Source organism: Parachitinimonas caeni, from assembly GCF_030129945.1.
Classification (GTDB): Bacteria; Pseudomonadota; Gammaproteobacteria; order Burkholderiales; family Chitinimonadaceae; genus Parachitinimonas; species Parachitinimonas caeni.
The window spans coordinates 87,831-107,835 of record NZ_JARRAF010000017.1 but is presented as its reverse complement, the minus strand read 5'-3'; the positions used below and the strand labels follow the sequence as shown (position 1 = coordinate 107,835).

General features: G+C 55.0%; 20 protein-coding genes. 13 read left to right on the top strand and 7 right to left on the bottom strand.

Annotated elements, in window-relative coordinates:
* Positions 1–272: 272 nt before the first annotated feature.
* The 12 genes from PZA18_RS14805 (at position 273) to PZA18_RS14750 (ending at position 14,122) form a co-directional block, all read left to right on the top strand.
* Positions 273–1,289 carry an NAD(P)H-quinone oxidoreductase gene (locus PZA18_RS14805; RefSeq protein ID WP_284101635.1) on the top strand — a complete coding sequence of 339 codons (1,017 nt, stop codon included), beginning with the start codon at positions 273–275 and terminating at the stop codon, positions 1,287–1,289.
* Positions 1,290–1,291: 2 nt separating this feature from the next.
* A complete protein-coding gene (locus PZA18_RS14800) occupies positions 1,292–1,570 on the top strand; it encodes a hypothetical protein (protein WP_284101634.1) in 279 nt (92 codons plus the stop codon).
* Between the two features lie 99 nt (positions 1,571–1,669).
* Positions 1,670–2,554: a 3-hydroxyisobutyrate dehydrogenase gene (mmsB, locus tag PZA18_RS14795; protein WP_284101633.1), complete on the top strand. Its 885-nt coding sequence runs from the start codon at positions 1,670–1,672 to the stop codon at positions 2,552–2,554.
* 827 nt (positions 2,555–3,381) lie between these two features.
* The gene (locus tag PZA18_RS14790) at positions 3,382–6,522 is read left to right on the top strand and encodes a lantibiotic dehydratase (RefSeq protein ID WP_284101632.1); all 3,141 of its coding nucleotides are present in this window, start codon (positions 3,382–3,384) and stop codon (positions 6,520–6,522) included.
* A 238-nt stretch (positions 6,523–6,760) separates the two neighbouring features.
* Positions 6,761–6,955, top strand: coding sequence for a class I lanthipeptide (locus tag PZA18_RS14785; protein ID WP_284101631.1), 195 nt, complete (start codon positions 6,761–6,763; stop codon positions 6,953–6,955).
* Between the two features lie 95 nt (positions 6,956–7,050).
* A complete protein-coding gene (locus PZA18_RS14780) occupies positions 7,051–7,266 on the top strand; it encodes a class I lanthipeptide (protein ID WP_284101630.1) in 216 nt (71 codons plus the stop codon).
* A gap of 634 nt (positions 7,267–7,900) precedes the next feature.
* Positions 7,901–8,164: a hypothetical protein gene (locus tag PZA18_RS14775; RefSeq protein WP_284101629.1), complete on the top strand. Its 264-nt coding sequence runs from the start codon at positions 7,901–7,903 to the stop codon at positions 8,162–8,164.
* A gap of 90 nt (positions 8,165–8,254) precedes the next feature.
* Positions 8,255–9,502 carry a lanthionine synthetase LanC family protein gene (locus tag PZA18_RS14770; protein ID WP_284101628.1) on the top strand — a complete coding sequence of 416 codons (1,248 nt, stop codon included), beginning with the start codon at positions 8,255–8,257 and terminating at the stop codon, positions 9,500–9,502.
* A gap of 75 nt (positions 9,503–9,577) precedes the next feature.
* Positions 9,578–10,459: a Fic family protein gene (locus tag PZA18_RS14765; protein WP_284101627.1), complete on the top strand. Its 882-nt coding sequence runs from the start codon at positions 9,578–9,580 to the stop codon at positions 10,457–10,459.
* 6 nt (positions 10,460–10,465) lie between these two features.
* Complete coding sequence (locus PZA18_RS14760; RefSeq protein WP_284101626.1) at positions 10,466–11,461, top strand: tRNA nucleotidyltransferase/poly(A) polymerase family protein; 996 nt, start codon at positions 10,466–10,468, stop codon at positions 11,459–11,461.
* Between the two features lie 99 nt (positions 11,462–11,560).
* Entirely contained in the window at positions 11,561–13,459 is a 1,899-nt protein-coding gene (locus PZA18_RS14755; protein ID WP_284101625.1) for an adenylate/guanylate cyclase domain-containing protein, read from the top strand.
* A 321-nt stretch (positions 13,460–13,780) separates the two neighbouring features.
* Positions 13,781–14,122, top strand: coding sequence for an FKBP-type peptidyl-prolyl cis-trans isomerase (locus tag PZA18_RS14750; protein WP_284101624.1), 342 nt, complete (start codon positions 13,781–13,783; stop codon positions 14,120–14,122).
* Positions 14,123–14,181: 59 nt separating this feature from the next.
* Here the strand turns inward: PZA18_RS14750 and PZA18_RS14745 are convergent, their stop codons facing one another.
* The 7 genes from PZA18_RS14745 to msrA all read right to left on the bottom strand — a co-directional run bounded on the left by PZA18_RS14745 (position 14,182) and on the right by msrA (position 19,066).
* Positions 14,182–14,586: an RHS repeat domain-containing protein gene (locus tag PZA18_RS14745; RefSeq protein ID WP_407951189.1), complete on the bottom strand. Its 405-nt coding sequence runs from the start codon at positions 14,584–14,586 to the stop codon at positions 14,182–14,184.
* Positions 14,587–14,952: 366 nt separating this feature from the next.
* A complete protein-coding gene (locus PZA18_RS14740) occupies positions 14,953–15,327 on the bottom strand; it encodes a DUF4288 domain-containing protein (RefSeq protein WP_284101623.1) in 375 nt (124 codons plus the stop codon).
* Positions 15,328–15,329: 2 nt separating this feature from the next.
* Positions 15,330–15,719 carry a hypothetical protein gene (locus PZA18_RS14735; RefSeq protein ID WP_284101622.1) on the bottom strand — a complete coding sequence of 130 codons (390 nt, stop codon included), beginning with the start codon at positions 15,717–15,719 and terminating at the stop codon, positions 15,330–15,332.
* A complete protein-coding gene (locus tag PZA18_RS14730) occupies positions 15,716–16,204 on the bottom strand; it encodes an RHS repeat domain-containing protein (RefSeq protein WP_407951188.1) in 489 nt (162 codons plus the stop codon). The genes PZA18_RS14735 and PZA18_RS14730 overlap by 4 nt, the downstream gene beginning before the upstream one ends.
* Positions 16,205–16,497: 293 nt before the next feature.
* Positions 16,498–17,121, bottom strand: a complete 624-nt coding sequence (locus PZA18_RS14725) for a tetratricopeptide repeat protein (protein ID WP_284101621.1) — start codon at positions 17,119–17,121, stop codon at positions 16,498–16,500.
* Positions 17,122–17,569: 448 nt separating this feature from the next.
* Positions 17,570–17,800 carry a hypothetical protein gene (locus PZA18_RS14720; RefSeq protein WP_284101620.1) on the bottom strand — a complete coding sequence of 77 codons (231 nt, stop codon included), beginning with the start codon at positions 17,798–17,800 and terminating at the stop codon, positions 17,570–17,572.
* 705 nt (positions 17,801–18,505) lie between these two features.
* Entirely contained in the window at positions 18,506–19,066 is a 561-nt protein-coding gene (msrA, locus tag PZA18_RS14715) for a peptide-methionine (S)-S-oxide reductase MsrA (protein ID WP_284101619.1), read from the bottom strand.
* Between the two features lie 427 nt (positions 19,067–19,493).
* Between msrA and PZA18_RS14710 the strand changes: the two genes are divergently transcribed.
* Positions 19,494–19,943 (top strand): hypothetical protein, encoded by a 450-nt coding sequence (locus tag PZA18_RS14710; RefSeq protein ID WP_284101618.1) that lies wholly within the window; start codon positions 19,494–19,496, stop codon positions 19,941–19,943.
* Positions 19,944–20,005 lie beyond the last annotated feature (62 nt).

Sequence of the window (20,005 nt, the reverse complement as noted above, 5' to 3'; positions counted from 1 at the left end):
TAGGCTCTGTTGACGTTTTGTTTCCGGTCGCGCCGGGCCGAGTTTTGGGGCAGGGCGAGGCAGGGTGAGTGCGGTTTAGCGAGCTAAATAAACGAACCCTAACGACGCCATGCCCCAAAAATCGACCCGGCCCGGTGGGTTTCGCCGGATTTGGGCCTGCTGCGGTGTTAAAAAACGCTTGCTTAGTCCACTAAGCGGCGCGCTTTTCGCCTTGCATCAGGCCCAAATCCGACAAAACGCGATCCGGAAATAAAATGTCAACAGAGCCTATCATGCAAGCAATAATCCAGACCGCGCCCGGCAATGCCTCGACCCTGCAACTCGGCCGGATTGAGATGCCGACCGTCGGCGCCAGCCAGTTGCTGATACGCAGCCACGCCGCCGGCGTCAATCGGGCCGACATTGTGCAGCGCGAAGGGCGTTATCCAGCGCCGGCGGGCGCCTCACCCATCCTCGGTTTGGAAACTGCAGGCGAGGTGGTCGCGATTGGCACTGACGTAACTGGTTTCGCGCCCGGCGATCCGGTGTTCGGCCTGGTTGCTGGCGGCGCCTACGCCGAATACGTGCTGCTGGATGCCGATCTTGCCCTGCGCAAGCCCGACGCGCTGAGCTGGGCTGAAGCCGCCAGCCTGCCGGAGGCCTGGATGACTGCCTGGTTCAATCTGGTCGAGCATGGCGAGCTGCGGGCCGGGCAGGCAGTCTTGATTCATGCCGGCGCCAGCGGGGTTGGCTCGGCGGCGATCCAGCTGGCACGCCGGCTTGGTGCAACCATCTTCGCCACGGCCGGTAGTGAAGCCAAGTGCGCCCACTGCCGTGAGCTGGGGGCCGATCTGGCCATCGACTACACCCAGCAGGACTTTGCCGGCGCGGTCAAAGCGGCAGGGGGTGTCGATCTGATTCTTGACTGCATCGGCGCCGATTATCTCGACCGCAATCTGGCTGCCTTGCGACCCGATGGCAGGCTGATCAACATCGGGCTGATGGGGGGCAGCAGTGCCAGCCTCAACCTCGGCCTGGTTCTGGTTAAACGGCTGCGCCTGCAGGGGTCTACTCTGCGCAGTCAGCCCCTGGCGGTGAAGGCACGGCTAACTGCAGCACTCCGCGAGCAGATTCTGCCTGGCATTCTGCGTGGCGAATTGCGGCTAACGCTGGATCGCACCTTCGACTGGACCGCTGCTGCCGCTGCCCATACCCATCTCGAAGCCAATCGGAATCTGGGTAAAGTGGTACTGACCTTTCCGCCCGCCGTTGCCCAAACCGAAGTACAGCAAAACAACCCACAGGAATGACCATGAATAAAACCCTGTTTGCGGTGCTATCCGCCTGTGTGCTTTGCAGCGGCTGTGCCGTGGTCAGCCTGGGTGCGACCGTTGCCAGTGCGGCAGTGGATGTCACCGTTACTGGCGTACAGGTTGCCACCAAGGTGGCCGTCGGTACGGGCAAGGCGGTGGTGAAAGTGGCCGAAGCAGTAGCGGGCGATGACGACGCCCCCCGAACTGATGCCCCGACCACCGGCAAGGACAAACTGGACAAGGCGGACAAGGCGGACAAGGCAGATAAATCGAAGTAGCCCCTTGCATCATGCCGCGCAGAGGGCGAGACTCCCGCCAGCCCTGATCGCGCTACCCGCGCCAAGGGCGCGACTCAAAACATCCCACAAGGAGACAACATGCAAATCGCGTTTATCGGTCTGGGCCATATGGGCGGCCCCATGGCAGCCAATCTGATCAAAGCCGGGCACAGCCTGACAGTGTTCGATCTGGTCCCCGCTTCGGTGCAAGCCGCCGTCGCACTTGGCGCCACCGCCGCCACAGATGCCCGCACCGCCGTTGCTCAAGCCGAAGTCGTCATCTCGATGCTCCCGGCCAGCCAGCACGTTGAATCGCTCTATCTGGGCGAAACCGCACTGGTAGAGCACATCCGCCCCGGCAGTCTGATTCTGGAATGCTCGACCATCGCCCCGGACAGCGCCCGCAAGGTGGCCAAGGCCGCCCAGGCGCGTGGCGTGGCCATGCTGGATGCCCCGGTTTCCGGCGGTACGGCAGGCGCCGCAGCCGGCACGCTGACCTTTATCGTTGGCGGCAGCGCCAGCGACCTCGAACGCGCCCGCCCGGTTCTCGACAAGATGGGCAAGAATATTTTCCACGCAGGCGATAGCGGTGCCGGCCAGGTAGCGAAGATCTGCAACAACATGCTGCTGGCGATTCATATGATCGGCACCGCCGAGGCGCTGAATCTGGGTGTGGCGCATGGGCTCGACCCCAAGGTGCTGTCCGACATCATGCGCGTCAGCTCTGGTGGCAACTGGAGCCTGGAAAAATACAACCCGTGGCCAGGCGTCATGGACAATGTTCCAGCCAGCCGCAATTACGAAGGGGGGTTCGGCAGCGATCTGATGTTGAAGGATCTGGGCCTGGCGCTCGAAGCCGCGCTCGCCACCCGCGCTCCAACCCCGCTGGGTGCAGCGGCACGTAACCTTTATGCCATGCACAGCGCCGCCGGCCACGGCGGGGCCGACTTCTCCAGCGTCGTCAACAGCCTGCGCCGCCGCTGACCTCATCGCCCCGGCGCCAATGCCGGGGCTGCTCTCTGCAGCTTCCTACCCCCATCTCCCCATCAATTCCCGCCAGCACCAAGCGCTTGCGCGCTTCCTGCCTCGTTCCGGGTCCACCGTAAAGTCTGACGCTTTACCGACCGGCCCTTCTCTCTTCGTAGAATAACCACCAAACTGCATGAACAACATTCATCGCACTATAAATTCATGAATAGCGCTGTTATTGCATGAAAAATTTAATAATTTCTTATATTTCTCCTACCCCACCAACGACTCATCCTCTGTTGAAAACCTGACCCAACGGACAATTGATCAACAATTTGCAATCAGACAAAATGTTTTAATTAAGGATGCCCGATACATTCTGCCTGTCCAGGCTCTGTTGACATCAGGTCTACCGTCGCACCGGGTCGAGTGTTAGCTCAGGGCGACCCCCGCAAGGAATAAGCCGTGGACGCCAAGGGGCTGAAGCCTTAACCCCCACGCACGCCAGAGTGACTGCGGTTTAGCCGGCTAAAAATGTTAATTGAGCTAGGCTCTGTTGACGTTTTGTTTTCGGATCGCGTTTCGTCGGATTTGGACCTGATGCAAGGCGAAAAGCGCGCCGCTTAGTGGGCTAAGCAAGCGATTTTTAACACCGCAGCAGGCCCAAATCCGGCGAAACCCTCCGGGCCGGGTCGATTTTTGGGGCATGGCGTCGTTAGGATTCGCTTATTTAGCTCGCTAAACCACGCTCACCCTGCCTAGCCCTGCCCCAAAACTCGGCCCGGCGCGACCGGAAACAAAACGTCAACAGAGCCTAGGCCTGGGTGGATACCACATGCTTTATGCAAGCTAAATTCGTCAGCGATTTCATTTTCGTCCGCACGCCTCTGCTACCCGTGAGCGCCTATACCACCATCGGTAGCGATGCGTGCGAGCACACCGAGCATCTGCGCCAGATTTTTTCGCAGCCTAAAGTGCGGGAAGCATTGTTCACTTACTCGCCAACACTGTATGAATCGATTTCAGGATTTCTGGACGAGGGCGCCGAGCTGGGCGTAAAAGAAGGTCGGACACTCACCAATATTCTGGCCCGGCTCACCTTGCGCACCACGCCATTCGGCCTGTTTGCGGGCGGCACGCTCGGCGAAATCGGTTCAGCGAACCAGATTCAGATTGCACAGCAGGCTTTCAACCCGCGTTTTTCACGCGCTGACTTCGAGATCGCTTATCAGCAATGCCAGACCAGCCAGCAAATTGAGGCTACCCGGACCCGGCTACATGCCAATCCAACAGCCTTGAAGGTCAACGATACGGTGCAGTACATCGAACGCCAGCTGCATGGCGGGAAATTTTCGTACATCAAAAGTCAGGTTGATGACAGCCTTTACCTGCAATACGTTCTGAATGTCTGCCGACAACAGCCAGGATATCCGCCCGCCCTCATCGCAGGGTTACGTGAACTTGATGCAGAAATCGAAACCGACGAGGCCGCTGATTTCATCAGCGAATTGATCCACAACCAACTGCTGCTGGCAGATACCGAACCCCGCCTGACCCAACCCCCTCTGACCCACAGCCTCTGGAGCCCCACCAGCCACCCAGACAGCACTGCACAGAGAACACAAATTGATGCGTGGCTGGTGCAGGCAGACCGGCAAGCTGCCGCACAGACCAGCAGCCTGGATATTTATCGACAGCTTGTCTCATCCGTGCTGGATCAGGGGCTAAGCAAGGATGCCTCCAAGATCCTGAACATCATCAGCACGCCGACAGCCGATCGCTGCGAAATTTCATTTGCCGTGGTCGAGGAAGTCCAGGCAGCAGCCGGGGTTTTGCTTACCCGCTTCGGCGTTCCATCCGACCCTTTGCGCAGCTTCCGCGAAGCATTCAGCAAGCGTTATGAGCGGCGGGCGGTCCCCTTGCTGCAAGCGATAGATGAAGAAATCGGGCTGGGACGCAGTCTGTTTATCGCCACCAGCCCTGACAGCCATCTGGCCAACGACCGCAAACAGCAATTCGAGAGCTGGTGGCGAGACCGCCAGCCCTCACCGTCGGAACAGGGCGTCGGAATCGCTCTGAGCGATTCCGACCTTGAGCGCTTTTCCGCCATTCCTGCCGAAAAGATTCAGGGGGCGCTACATGCATTGGTGGTGCTCGAACAAGCGCCCGACGCCCCCGGCAGCCCACCACGCATTCTGCTCAAGTCGTGCGGCAGCAATAACCCTGCAACCGTCGTCGGCCGTTTCACCGCTGCCGATGCCACGCTGCACCAGCGGCTGCAAGCCATGCTGGCCCACGAACAGGCACAGTACGATGGCGCAATTCTGGCCGAACTCAGGCATGTGCCCCAGCCTCGTTTTGCCAACTTCATCAGTCGCCCCACCTTGCGGGAGTTTTCCATCTCGCCGTTTGCCGACCACACCGATGGACAAGGCACAGCCATTGCACTCGATGATCTGTGGCTGGCCGTCATCAACGAGCGAGTGGTGCTGTTCTCGCGCACTCTGGACAAGGAAGTCGTACCTCGACTTGACTGTGCGCACAACGTCTCGACCGACAAATTCAAGCTCTATAAATTTCTTGCCAGTCTCGCCAGCCAAGGGGATGTCCACGTCCACAAACCCTGGGTGGATCATGCTCGCCTGCACGGGCATTGCCCGCGCATCACCTACCGCAACACGGTTTTAGCTTTGGCGCGCTGGCATCTGTTTGGTGAAGAAACGCGAGAGTTGAAGCAGGCGCAGAAAGCAGGAACGCTTGAAACCGTGATGCCTTTGTTGGCACAACGTCGTCAGCTGCCTCGCCATTTCATACTTGAAGTATCCGATCACTGGCTGACCGTCGATCTGAAGAGTCCTGCCAGTATTGAGGCTTTTGTTGATGAGCTGCGCAGTGGACGCAGCTACGATCTGCTTGAGTTATTTCCCAGTGACTTTGCCTACGACTCGCGACTGGGCGATGAACCCTGTGCGCATGAAATTGTTATTCCCATGCTGCACCAAACAACCGGCAGAGCATGGGGGCAGCACAACCAGACATTCCGTCAGGCTCTCACCACCGCAACCTTACCCCGCTTCAAAGCACCAGGCTCGGACTGGCTGTATCTGAAAGTCTACTGCGGTGAATCACTCGCTAACGAAGTTCTGGGCAAGATCGTCGCGACGCTGCCCGCTTGGGCACAACGCCATGCCGTGCCTGATCTTTCATGGTTTTTCATCCGATACCGCGACCCGGACTTCCACCTGCGCATCCGTTTCAGGCTAACGCAGGCTGATTGGCTGCCAATGTTGATGCAGACCCTGCATATCACGCTGTGTCCGATGCTGGAAGCCGGGCTGGTCAGCGATATGCAGTATGCGACCTACTGGCCGGAAATTGAGCGTTATGGCGGGGCTGACAGCCTGGAGCTCTGTGAACAACATTTCTGCAATGAAAGCCAGCTGGCCCAAGAATTGCTGACTCTGGAGCTGACACCCGATCAACAGATGGTCGTCGCCGCAAGCCGCATTCACCACGCCATTCAGCAATACCTGCCTGAGCAGGCAACACAAGATCGCTATCTAGCCAAACACAGTCGCACCCATAACCGAGTAGGCCGTGTAAGTCGCCGAGAAATCGAAGCCGGGGATTTGTTCCGCCAGATCAACCCTACATTGTGGGACTTTCACCAAAATCAGCCCGTCAGTCCTCTACTGGAGCAAGCCCGCCAGTTGCTTAACCGGCATAAGCCAGCCTATGAGAATTTCTGGCGGGCGCTATCGCAGATCCATCCGGCTGACAGCGATCTGAGTTTTGGGCTGCTCGATAGTCTGATCCACATGTTCTGTAATCGGTATTTAAGCGGCAACTCCCAGATTCGCGAATATTGCGCACGCTCGATCTGTGCTCGCCTTTTCAGGCGGGAGCAAAGTCATCGCAAACCCTCAACACGGAAAAAGAAAATAATAGAAAAAATCGATTCAGCTTTAAGGGAGACGGCCTGATGCTTTCATCCATAATCCGCACTCCCCCCCAAAAAAATAGGTACCGGTTTATCTCGGACGCCGATTCGGGAAAACAGGGCCCGTACCACCTATACCATTTTGCATTTTATAACGATAAAAGGATTTGCAAAGTCACTTTGCAATGATGACGAAATCCGGGTGGATAATCACTTGTTTTCGTCGAAAATGCCAGATTAGGCATTTGTTTTATTTACGACAAATTAAAAGGAATTTTCAAATGAAAAGCAAATTACAACTTAACAAGAAAACGCTGTCGGTACTGAATGATGAAGTGCTGGATATGGTTGGCGGCGCAGGCAGGCCAGGCGAAGGTTCGTTGCGGGTTTCTCCCTGTGTCAGTGACGACGACTCCTGCGGCCCCACCGCGCATTTCTGTACCGAGGCCATCATTGCACCGGTAGAACGCGAATAAGTTATCTCAGCTGTTGATGCCTGGCGTCTGGCAGTCACGCCGGATGCCATGCAGAAACTTGGATCGGCATCAGATTTTAGAAAAGGGATCACCCAGTGCAAAAACTTAAATTAAACAAAAAAACCCTTCGCTCTTTAACAGAAGACGAATTAAATCTGGTAGCAGGTGGCGCACGTACCGATGAAACGGATTTTTGCCCGTCGGAAAATTGTGATACCGAAATATATGACGAGTGTCATCAACCCACTGATCATTTCTGTACGGAAACCGTCGAAACCACAGATTGCCCGCCAGAGCCACCAGGAAATTAATTCATCAATATCTCGACTTGAAATCTGGCCGCACCCAACAAGTAGCTGAATTGTCGTTTTTTTACCCCGAGGATAAATCATGACCGAGAAGCTCAAACTCAACAAAAAAACCCTGCGCGTACTCACTCAGGAGGAAACGCAACTGGTAGCTGGCGGCGCGATGACGGACCGGACCGATACGTCACTCTGCCCGACCGACGACTGTTCGTGGGGTGGGTGTGGCCCTTCTGCCGATGATGGTTGCCCTTCCATGATGGAGTGCCCGCAGCCAACAGCTGATGGCTGCACCGACCCATCCGCCGATTGCCCGCCAAGCGTCAGTCCTTCGGAGTGTTACTGCCCAAGCGAAGGTTGCTAGGCTCTGTTGGCGTTAGATTTGCTGATCGCATTTCGCCGAATTGAGGCGTGATGCCATTCCAAACACGGCCCACACGATCATTCGCAACAGGCGGCAAGAGCGTGGCGATGTGGGCGCATCGTTTTTGATTTGCGGCAGCGGCGAGTGCCGCAGACGCATCGAGCGCACAGCCCGTAGGTTCATTGGAAGTTGTTCAGGTTGGCGTTCTGTAGTCGGGAGTGCTGCGGTCGCAACGGATACGCCGCTCCTTATCTTTCATCAACAGGAGTACTTTTCATGGCAAGCAAACTCAAGCTGAATAAGAAAACCCTGCGTGTATTGACAGAGGACGAAGCCCAGCTAGTGGCAGGCGGGGCACTAACCGATAAAGAAACCACCCCCTGCCCTACAGATGATTGCACGGATACCTGCATTGAAGCCTTTGGCGGTTGCGGCCCAGGCGAGGACACCATGCCTTGCCCAAGCATTACCCTGCCCTCAGATGCCTGCCCGACCAATATCACCTGCGAAACCCAGGTGACTTGCGATTGTCCAGTCTGAGTACCCGATAGCCGCATCAGTATGCAAGCGCTACTGCCGTAACGCAGCGGCCGTAGCGCTGATCCGATCTCCCTTCCGATTCAAATTGATATGACGCTGGCGCCTGCACCTTCTCCCATCCAGACCCGCAAAGAGGATTCCGCCTCTTTTTCGCTGCCGGGCCCCCTGACCACTCAAGCCCTTGACCTTGCCGATCGGCTCGTCGCGGAAGTACTGGCGCAGCCAGCAAATGCTGCCGAGGGCATTACCCTGGCCCGCGGTACAAGCGGCGACCTGCTGCTTTTGCTGGAATATGCCCATCATCAGCCCAGGGCTGCTATCGACCTGAAAATCGAGGCGCTGTTTGAGGTGGTAACCGAGGCAGTGGAGTCCACTCCACTTCCTACCGGGCTATGGAGTGGTATCTGCGGGATCATGTGGACGCTTGACTACGCCGGGCGCAGACATGGCTTGCACCGCGAAGCGATTGCCGAGCTGATGGGTGAGTATGACGAGCATTTGCTGCATTACACATCGCGTGCAGAGTCGGGCCGGCACCTCGACATCATCTCCGGCCTCTCCAGCCAAGCCATTTACGCCACCGAGCGCGAGAACAGTGCCACGGTCTCACAGCTGCGTCATGCCATTGCCGCCCGCCTGCGTGAAGGCGCCGTCATGGATGCCGAAGGCGGTGTTCACTGGCGGATGTTTCCTGGCCGTTACAAGCGTGAGCCGTTCCCACCCAATCAACCAGAACCGCTAGATTTGGGTTACGCCCATGGCGTTCCCGGGGTGATTGCAGCGCTGGTGGCGCTGACGTCCCGCGAGCCCCATCTTCAAGTAGATGATCTCATTCAGGGCGGTATGCGCTGGATGGAGCGACAGGCACGCCCTCACCCGGCACATAGCCGATATTCATGCTGGGTGGGTCACGAAATGGACTCGCGCCTTGCCTGGTGCTATGGCGACCTGGGCGTTGCCATCACCCAGACTTTGCGTGGCCTGACCGCCGATGACGCCTGCTTGCTGGAAGCAGGTTGCAGCCTCTTCCAGCAGCGCTGCCTCAACTCGCAAGTATCCAGTGGTGTGAGTGATAGCGGCCTGTGCCACGGCGCGGCCGGCATTGCCTTGATCGCCGAGTGGCTATATCGGATCAACCGTGACGAGCAGCTTGCCAAGATACGGAATGACTGGCTGCAACGGGCGATCCGGTTGACCGAAGCTGAGCTTGAGCGCGAGGGCTTTCAGACCGGCTTGCTAGGTAAACATACAGGGGTTGCCCTCACCTGTCTCACCTTGGCCACCGGTAGCACCCTTAAATGGGCCGCTCCTTTGGTATTTGGATTGTCCGAGCAATAGGTGCTGCTGACACTTTCTCTGTGACCACTGAAAACGTATCAACAGCGCCTGGCAGCCCCACTTGAGCCACCCCACATGAAACTGACGCCCCCGCTTGTACTGGATTTCTCTGTCGAGATCCGCCTTTCAGTCGCACAACGCAGGCAAATCCAGCGAGCAATACGAACGTTGCAACAGACCGCGCACTGCCCACTTCAGTCCACACTATGGCAACTGGCGCACTCTCGCCGTTATAACCGGAAACGTGGCTGCCTACGCCAGCTTGAGCATGAACTATCCGCCCATGCCGTGGAAATAAAACGCGGCTCCCCTGACCCTGGACCTCGGTTGGATCAGATCCAGGCAGCGAGTCAGGTTGAGCAGGCTGTACTGCATGCGCACCAGGCAAACCTTTGGGCGGCATGCTGTGGCGATGACTTCGCAAACTTTTGTTCGGCACTTGAAGCCTGTGGCACCGCCATGACCGGCCAGCAGACGGTCATTCGTAGCCGCGAGATTGCCACTGTGGCCGATGTGAATGGGCGGCGCTGGCAATATCTGGCCGCATCGGCGGTTCAACCCAACCTGCAAATGCTGCATCAGCTTTGCCGGAAGCTGGTCACCCTGCCGGCAGAAACCGCTAAGCGGCGCGAAGTATCCATCCACCAATTCACACTGGCAGTCAGAATCTTCGCCATGCTTCTCGCCATTCATCCGTTTACCGATGGCAATGGCAGGGTAGCTCGCGCGTTGTTGCATAGTCTGCTGCAAGGTGTTGGTATTCTGCGTGGCCACTACCTGCCATTACGTGAGTGTTTCGACCTGGCGGATTACGGCCAGGAAATCCGCCTGCGCCATTTCGATCTGACAGGCGATTATGTTGATCTGGCATTGTTCTTTGGTCGCGTCATCACAGCCTATTCGGTGATGACACGCTCTGCCCTGAAGCAGCCTCGCCGCGCATCACGGCATCCGTAACTTTTCATGATTGCGACGCAGAATCTGCTGTCTGCACTGCCCCCAGGCTTTGCGGCCCTACAAAACGTATTCCGCCGAACCGGATACAGCTATCTGATCATCGGTGGCTGGATTCGAGACCAGTTGCTGGGCCACTCGCCGCGCGACCTGGATCTGCTGACCTCTGCACCAGCCTCCACCTTGCTGCACCGCCTGCCGGCAGCGGGCATTCCCGTGCGCGACGCCAGCATCGTGCTGAAAGCCACGCTAGGCATCGAAATAGATATAGCCTCGCTGGAAGTCGATGTTTGCTCAGGCCAGACCTTCGACGAAGCCGTAGCCATTGATCTGGCCCAAAGAGATTTCACCCTCAACACACTATGCCTGGACCCTGAGCGCGGTATCCTGACCGACCCATACAACGGTCTGGCCGATTTGCAGCAACATCTCCTGCGCCCTGTTCTATCCGAGCACGCCGTACCGGTCTATCAGCCTCACCTGTTGTTGCGACTGGTACGCTTTCTGGCACGAGAAGGCTTTATCACCGACCCGCAACTACTGCATGCACCCTGGCTTCTCGCCGCCCTGCAACACACCCCAGCGGCACGAGCCGTGGCCGAGTATTGCAAGCTGCTTCAATGTGGCCGCGCCCACTGGTGCATCAGGCAGCTGCTGGATCTAGGCGTCCACAGCGGCAATCTACTCAAAATCCCACTTGATTTTCTGCCTGCCAACTATGAGGCCCGCCTGCTGCATTTTGCTGCAGCTCTTGATACGCAAACGCCCCAGGCACCCGTAGGCCTTCACCAACTGATTGCCGAACTTTATCGGCCATGGATGGATGGCCTGCTTGCCAACTTTCCCACCTCGACTCAGCACAACCCCGCCATGATGGCGGCGCTGGATCATGCCATTGGCCCCTGTCTGCCCGTTTCTGCGGAACGCCGGCCAGCTTTCTGGCGGGCTATCCTGCATGCACGGCGCAACACGCTACAAAAAGCCACCGCCTCTGTGCTTATCTGAATGCCAGCTCCAAGGATCAAGCTGCTAAAGTGATAGAGGGCGCCGGTTTGGATTGCCCTCTTATCCCTTTTGCCATCCCATCCGCTCACGCCCCTGCACATGCAGTCTTATCCGCCAGCCCCCTCCCCTCAGCGTACTCGTCTGAAGAAGCTATGGCAGAAGCTTTGGCCACCGCTGGCGGGGCTGGCAGCGATATTGTTCGCATGGCTGATAACGCTGACGCCGCCGTGGCGCGAGTTTGCGCTGAAGGAATTCGACCTGTGGACGGTCTCCAGCCCGGCGCCAACGTCGAAGCTGCCGATTTTTCTGATCGCCATCGACGATAGCTCGATTGCCGCACTCAATCAGCGCTGGCCCTGGCCACGACGCCTGCATGCCAAGCTCATCGACGAGCTGAAAGCCGCCGGCGTTGGCGTGATTGCTTTTGACGTGACATTCGACACCCCATCTTCCGAGGCGGATGACGCCGCGCTCGAAGCCGCCATCCGCCGCGCCGGCAATGTGGTACTGGCACTGGGCGAAATCAAGGAAGAAACCCAATATGGCTACACCACACTGCTCAAACGCCCCCTGATCCGCTTTCGCAAGGCAGGCGCCACAGAAGGCCGGGTGAATATTTATTTCGATGCTGATCGGGTCGTGCGGATTGCCCCGACCGAAGACAACGCTTTCTGGCGTGCCATTCTGGATATGGGCGCCAAACGCGTACCAGACTTTCCCGGTTATCACCCCTTGCCATCCAATCCCCGCCTGCGTTATCTGGGTGAACCGGGCGTGATTCCGCGTGTGTCGTACTACCAGGCGCTGGATTTGAAGCGCAACCTGCCCGCAGCCATCCCCGAACTACAAGACGCCATCGTCATCATCGGCCGCACAGCAGCATCGACTGCCGAACTATCAATGGCCAAGACCGATACCTTTGCCACACCGTACAGCAGCCTGGGCAACGGCGCACACACACCCGGACCGGAAATCCATGCGACGCTGATCGAAAACGCCGTGCGCGGCCTGACGATCCAGACCGCGCCAGATGACTCACGAAGCGGGCTGATGTTGAGTGTGGCATTTCTGGCGCTGCTGATTATGGGCCGAGGCCGCTTTCGCCCCTTGACCTACGCCGGCATGGTCATTCTCAGCTCCGTCGGCCTGCTGACGCTGGGCTATTGTCTGTTTGTCTTTGCAGCCTACTGGCTACCCGTAGCCGACGCCCTTCTGCCGCTGCCGATTGTCTATGCCAGCCAGGCCGTCGTTGGTTATGTGGGAGAACGCCGCCAGCGTGAAGAAATCCGTCGCACCTTCTCGCGCTATGTGCCCGAGGCCGTCGCCAACGAACTCGCCATCCACCCAGAAAAGCTGGTTCTTGGCGGCGAGCGACGCGAAGTCACCCTGATGTTTACCGATCTGGAAGGCTTTACCAGCATGTCAGAATCGGCAGCGCCAGAAACGGTCGCCGAAGTACTCAACCGCCACTTCACCGCCATGCACGAAATCGTCATCCGCTATGGCGGTACTGTCGATAAATTCATCGGCGATGCCATCATGGCGTTCTGGGGTGCCCCGCTGACCGACCCCGAGCACGCACTGCATGCCACGCAGGCCGCCATTGAAATGCAGGCGGAAATGGAGCGCCTACGCGCCGCCTTCGCTGCAGAAGGGCTGCCAGAGATCAAAATGCGCGTCGGCCTACATACCGGTCAGGCCCTGATCGGCAACCTCGGCTCGCGCATCGGTCGCGTCAACTACACAGCCGTTGGCGACGCAGTAAACCTTGCCTCCCGGCTGGAAGGCATGAACAAGGAATACGGCACCGGCATTCTGCTATCCGGCGCCACCGCCACCGAGATCAATGACCGCATCCCCCTGAAAAAGCTCGGCGAAGCAACGGTAAAAGGCAAAATCCAGGCGGTAGAGGTCTACACCCCGATCCTGCTCACCCCGCAAGAACGGCAAGAGCCAGTGCTGACTTCTACGCCGCTACCCGCTGCCGATCAGAATTAAGCTCTGTTGACGGTTCATTTCCGAATCACGCTTCGTCGGATTTGGGCCTGAACCAAGACGAAAGGCATGCCGCTTTGGGGCATCGCGTCGTTAAGGGTTGCATATCAAAGCTCGCCAAACCGCTCTCACCCTGCCTCGCCCTGCCCCAAAACCCGGCCCGGCGCGATCCGGAAGCAAAACATCAACCGCGCCCAAGCCCCTCCAGCCTCCTCTGCAGCCATTACCAAGATGCGAGCGCTGGCGCCTGCCGCTATCATGGGCGCCCAGTCATTTCCCGAGCTCACAGGTTCGGCATCATTCATACAAAACAAGGCGTTAATTATGATTAGTGAATTGATCATCGAAGACATCGCCATTGGCGACGGCAAGACCGCAGTAAAAGGTGCCTTGATCACCACGCAATACCGGGGCTTTCTCGAAGATGGCACCCAGTTCGACTCGTCTTATGATCGCGGCAAACCCTTTCAATGCGTTATCGGCACTGGACGCGTCATTAAAGGCTGGGACATCGGCCTGATGGGCATGAAAGTCGGCGGCAAACGCAAACTGCACGTCCCTGCCCACCTCGCCTATGGCGAACGCCAGATCGGCGCCCACATCCAACCGAACTCCAACCTGATTTTCGAAATCGAACTACTGGAAGTATTGACGCGGGATGATTGAGCTCCCGAATTTCCAACCGCGAAACCTTGTACCCAGACCATACCATCTTGATAAATCCATCAGGTCACTCCGCTGTCGTGATACTGGCCGGGGAAGCGCAGGTTGAAGCTGATTTTCTGGCCGTCACCATCGACGTCTTCATTCGGCAGGCTGTTGCCGAAGGGTTCGCCTTCCCAGCGCCAGACCACGGTGTTGCCTTGGCGGGTCAGTTCGCGTGGGGTGCCCAGGTGGTCGGTGTGGATGGCGAAGCTGTCTTTGAGTTTGCCGGCTTCATAGGTGAACAGCGCGACCGGTAAGTCACCGAGCCAGACGAATTCCTGCCGGGCTTTGCCGTCGGCTTCGTATTCGCCGATCAGGTGACCTTCGCTGTCGTAAGCAAAGCGGGTGGTTTTGCCATCGCGGGTCTTGCTGACACGCTGGCCCTGCGGGTCGTAGCCGTAAGTGAGGGTTTTGCCGTTGACCACGGATTGCACCAGCCGGCCGCTATCGTCGTAGCTGTCGGCTATCTTGCCGTCGTTAAGCTGGTTGCCCTTGGGGTCGAGCTGGATGGCGCTGCCGCCGAAGCTTTATCTAAAATACGGCAATAAAATGAAAGAAAGCCAGTGCGGATAAATCGGCACCGGCTGTGTTGGGGTTTAAGGTGACGCCCCTTGCCACAGCGCTTTCAGCCAATATCGGCTAAAAGCATGTAGCTGGGGTGTCTGTAATAACGGAATTTACACTATTAGGCATGCAAACAGGCGGAACCCAACAACTACGCAAAAGGTCTCTGGCCCGATAGAGCGGCCAGCTGCGTCGTGGAATGGAATCTGGTGAAACCCAACAAATAGTCACTCAATATACTTTAATTCCACCTCATCTCCATTCACCAGAGATTTTAATGCCTCCTCTCCTTGGATTAAATATTGAGAGTATGTTAACTCCGTCCCAGATACAGGTTGATCTCCATCTAGATCAAGAGGCTCAGGGTTGCTCACATTGATCAACTTTCTAATTCCTTCAAAACACATTCTAGCGGGCAACCCATCAAGCTCTAAATCATCATTTATTAATTCCTCTTTTTTTCCAATTGCAATAGCTTTTTTCAGTGCCACATCCGAGGACTCACCCTCCATCAAAACAAAGTTCTCATACACAGGAAGTTCAAATTGAACACCAGACTTAATCCTAATACTCATAACCAAGCTAGCAACAAACCAAGTCATTCTCATCTCTCACATTTATCATCAAGCGTAGAATTTTGACGACACCCTAATACTTTTTGTGCAGTCTTTATTTTCATTTTCTCTGCGCTGCTCGATGCCTGTTTATATTGCTGCTTTAACCAACCGCAAGGATCCGGCATCATATTAGCTTCACGGGAATATTCATTGTCCTTATTTTGCCTACCTCCCTTTGCCATCTCCAAAGGATCAGGGGTTGGTAAAGACCCTCCGTGGTTCTCATTATTTTTCCCAATAACATAAGCAGTTATACCCAAGACACCAGCTGCGCAACCTGGATTGGATGCACACCACGCCACAGCTGCCACGGGGTTTGTTCCTTGGGGATCCACATAGATAGCAGGATTCCCCCCCACATACCCAAACGTATTCATCCCCCCCCCGCCAACCCAATCGGATCACTCTGCACATACCTGCCAGTGGCTGGGTTGTAGTCTCTGAAGTAGTTATAGAACCTGCCGGTTTCGCTGTCGTGATATTGGCCGGGGAAGCGCAGGTTGAAGCTGACTTTCTGGCCATCGCCATCAACATCTTCATTCGGCAGGCTGTTGCCGAAGGGTTCGCCTTCCCAGCGCCAGACCACGGTGTTGCCTTGGCGGGTCAGTTCACGCGGGGTACCGAGGTGGTCGGTGTGGATGGCGAAGCTGTCTTTGAGTTTGCCGGCTTCATAGGTGAACAGCGCGACCGGTAAGTCACCCAGCCAGACGATTTCCTGCCGGGCTTTGCCGTCGGCGTCGTATTCGCCGATCAGGTGGCCTTCGCTGTCGTAAGCAAAGCGGGTGGTTTTGCCGTCGCTGGTCTTGCTGACACGCTGGCCCAGCGGGTCGTAGCCGAAAGTGATCGTTTTGCCGTTGACCACGGATTGCACCAGCCGGCCGCTATCGTCGTAGCTGTCGGCTATCTTGCCGTCGTTAAGCTGGTTGCCCTTGGGGTCGAGCTGGATGGCGCTGCCGCCGAGGCTTTATCTAAAATACGGCAATAAAATGAAAGAAAGCCGGTGCGGATAAATCGGCACCGGCTGTGTTGGGGTTTAAGGTGATGCCCCTTGCCACAGCACTTTCAGCCAATATCGGCCAAAAGCTGTAGCTGGGGTGTCTGCAATAACGGAATTTACACAGTTCGGTTTACAAACCCCAAACAAGGGAGTTATGACTATCTAATACTACAATTTTTCAAATAATCCTCTGCGGGCCAAAAGCCTCTTTGCGCAGCATTACTTATTAAAGTCATAGCCTGCACTTCAGCTTCTTTCCCTCCCATATTTACTAGATCCAAGCCTTTCTGATATAGAGCCTCTGGATATTCAGAAGAAATTGCCCTATCAAGCCAATGCATACATCTCTCAATATCCACTTCTAAGCCACACCAACCATATCTCCATAATGTGGACAAGCGAAATTGAGATGGTCCGTGTCCCTTCTCAGCACAAGACATGAACAATTTCTTAGCCATTTCTTCATCAATCTCTACCATGTCACCATACTGATAGCTCAATGCTAAGATATAGCCAGACTCCAAATCTCCATTTCTCAAATTTTCATGTAACTGGTCGATATACCTAGAAAACCAGATTTCTGATTGATGGCTACCTTCAGAAAGAACCCCCTCGCCATACCTATAAATCAAGCCAATATACTTGTATGCCTCAGCAACACCCAACAACGCAAGCTGCTGAAATATTTCAAGAGCTCGTTCAAAACTCTCCTCCTCATAAAGCATTTCTGCCTGCCTCAATAGTTCATTTACCTCAATCAATCCTCCGCTAGACCTATTCATCTTCACACACTCCCTCTTGGATCTGATGATTGATGTCTGCATCACATGCTCGCACAATGCTAATCAACGAGGTAATAGTACCCAAGACCCCCAAATACTTCCCTCTTAATTTTGGCAATGCTGGAGCATTATTATGAAAAACTTCCTTACAAGCTTTTCTGAGATATCTTTTCTCACCTTCATTTAAGTCGCGAATTACCTTTTTCTCCGAAACCGATAACGCATCAGGATTTTCTGGAACAAGTGTCCCATCTTTTCGCACAACGACAACTTATGGGCCCGCTCTAAACTGAAGTGCAACACCTTCAAACATATGCGAAAGTGTTGCACTTCAGTTTAGAGCGGGCCAGTTGAATCTGCCAAGTTAAATTTGGTTAATCAACTAAACGCTTCTTATGAGAAATTAATCTCCACCGACCCAGAGCATTTGTAGAATTAAAGTGGCAAATCAATCTGGCGGCCTATATTCAATCAGCATTAGCTCATCATAATCTAAAACCGGCAACTCCAATGCTCTTTTCATAAAACCCAATGTATATCCCAAATCCTCAATATCTTCCCCATAAGGAGCGATAGGAAGTGACGTAAAAGCGTTTATTTCTCCATTGTCGTCATAGTAGACCTCATGAATAGCCAGCTTCTCTTCTTTTCTCACTACTCGATAATTCCAAGTTCCCATTCCAAACCCCTATTTTTAATGGTAATTAGTAATTTCATGAATAACGACCTCGTTTTTTGTTTTGGTATAAACAATTCTCACACCACCTCGCCCCCACTTCCATTTAGATCAAATGCAGAAGTGCCCTTACGGTCTCCGTTCAAACCATGCTTGTTTCCCCCTGGCAGCCCCCTTGAATTAAGCTCTTTAAATCTCTCATAAGATTCAGACTGCCTACCTGTTAATTTATCTATTATCTTGGTCGCTTTTTGCTCAATAATGGTGCGCCTTGGGACTTTAGCGTACAAATTCCTTATGTCTGGCGCAACAAGCCCCCGAGATCCGCTTCCGCGACAATACCTAATCTGAACAGTGCATATAAATTGCCATTATCGAGAAAAAGCATAGAAAAAATCCAAGCAACCTCGTTCTGTAAGCATTTTTGTGAAACAACCTTACCCAAAAATTCGGTGACCCGATCTTCTGCTGCAAACTTGAAATTCCACTTGGATTTACGATCAAGAAAATCCCATAAATCAAAAGCGAGAATATGAAAACTCTGAAAGCAATTACGTCAGCCATCATTGATCAAAATATCTTCCAAGAATATCCAATCCCATCCATTGGGTTGATCACCGTTAAGACGGTTTCTGTATAGGCCCGGCGAAAACCCAAACGAGCGCCCATATCAATGGATGTGTTAGCACCGTCCTTCGGGTATTGCACTTACCGCCGCATCTTCGCACCGAATTTAGCTTTGGCTTTGGCGACTTTGGGTTCGACAACCAGCTGGCAATAGGGTTGGCGGGCGTTGTTTTCGAAGTAGTGCTGGTGATAGGGCTCTGCCGGGTAGAAGTGGCTGGCCGGTACCAATTCGGTGACGATGCGGCTGGTCCAGCGTTGTTCGGCATCCAGCCGGGTAATCATCTGCTCGGCGATGCGTTTTTGCTCGGTGCTGTGATAGTAGATGCCTGAGCGATATTGGGTGCCGACGTCGTTGCCCTGTCGGTTGAGGGTGGTCGGGTCGTGGATGGCGAAGAAGACATCGAGCAGGTCAGCAAAGCTGATCTCTGCCGGTCGAAACAGGATCTGAACGGCTTCAGCATGGCCGGTTTCGCCACTGCAGACTTCGCGATAGCTTGGGTCGGCAACATGGCCGGCAATGTAGCCTGACACGACTTTGTCTACGCCCTTGAGTTGCTGGAACACGGCTTCCAAGCACCAGAAGCAGCCTCCTGCCAGGGTGGCTATGTCGTGGTCGCTGCCGGAATTGAATGATTGGCTCATGGCATTCTCCAGAGAGGACGAGTCCGCAACATTTCATTGTATGTTGCTTTTGATTGGTCTTCTCAGGGGGCTTTTCATGACGGCAAGCAGCACCTATTCCTCGCCCAGCCGACATCGTGCTTTTCAAGCATCGCAACCTTAGCCCGCAGCCCAACTCCTTTGCGCCATATTGGTAATATTTACTGACATAGATTTACCTGTAAAGGTTTACAGGGTAATCATCTTTGCGATTTATTTTGTTTCCGCTTCTTACAGCAAGCACACGGCAACTTCCGTTATTTTCAGAAAATATAGCCATCTACGCGGATATTCCAACAATCCATCTGCCGGTCTGCCACTTGATAACCGTTAGGCAGACGATATATTGTGCAAGCCGCTATAGATTCTTTTTTTTAGAACGTTTATTACAAAAGAAAGGAAGCAATAAATGAAAGCCATTACCAAATTCAGCATGGCCATCGCAATGGGTTTGGCGTTGTCTGCTGGCGCACAGGCCGCTACGCATAGTGTCTGGTCGGAAAAGCCATTGGCGTTGGTTGACCCGACACAGGGCAGCTTCGCACCAATCAAGGGTTCGATGGCTTCTACCTGGAACAGCAAGACACGCTACGGCCATATGCACATTACCGCACAGGCCAACCCTAACCTTTCATACGAGTTCAATCTGGTCAGCATCAGCAGCAGCGCTACCGATATCATCTCGGGCATCTGGGATATCTATCGCAATGGCGTGCTGGTCTGTAACGGTTGTATGGGCAAGGCATATGGCATTCACGCGCCAGCCGGCAATTATTTCAAGGTATATATCGGCGACGAGCAGTGCATGGGTGAAAAATGGCACTACAGCGGCTATATCACCAACCGCCTGGATTTCTAATCCACAACGCAGTAAGCCAAACGCCCGTCATCTGACGGGCGTTTTTGTTTGCGAGTGCCCAT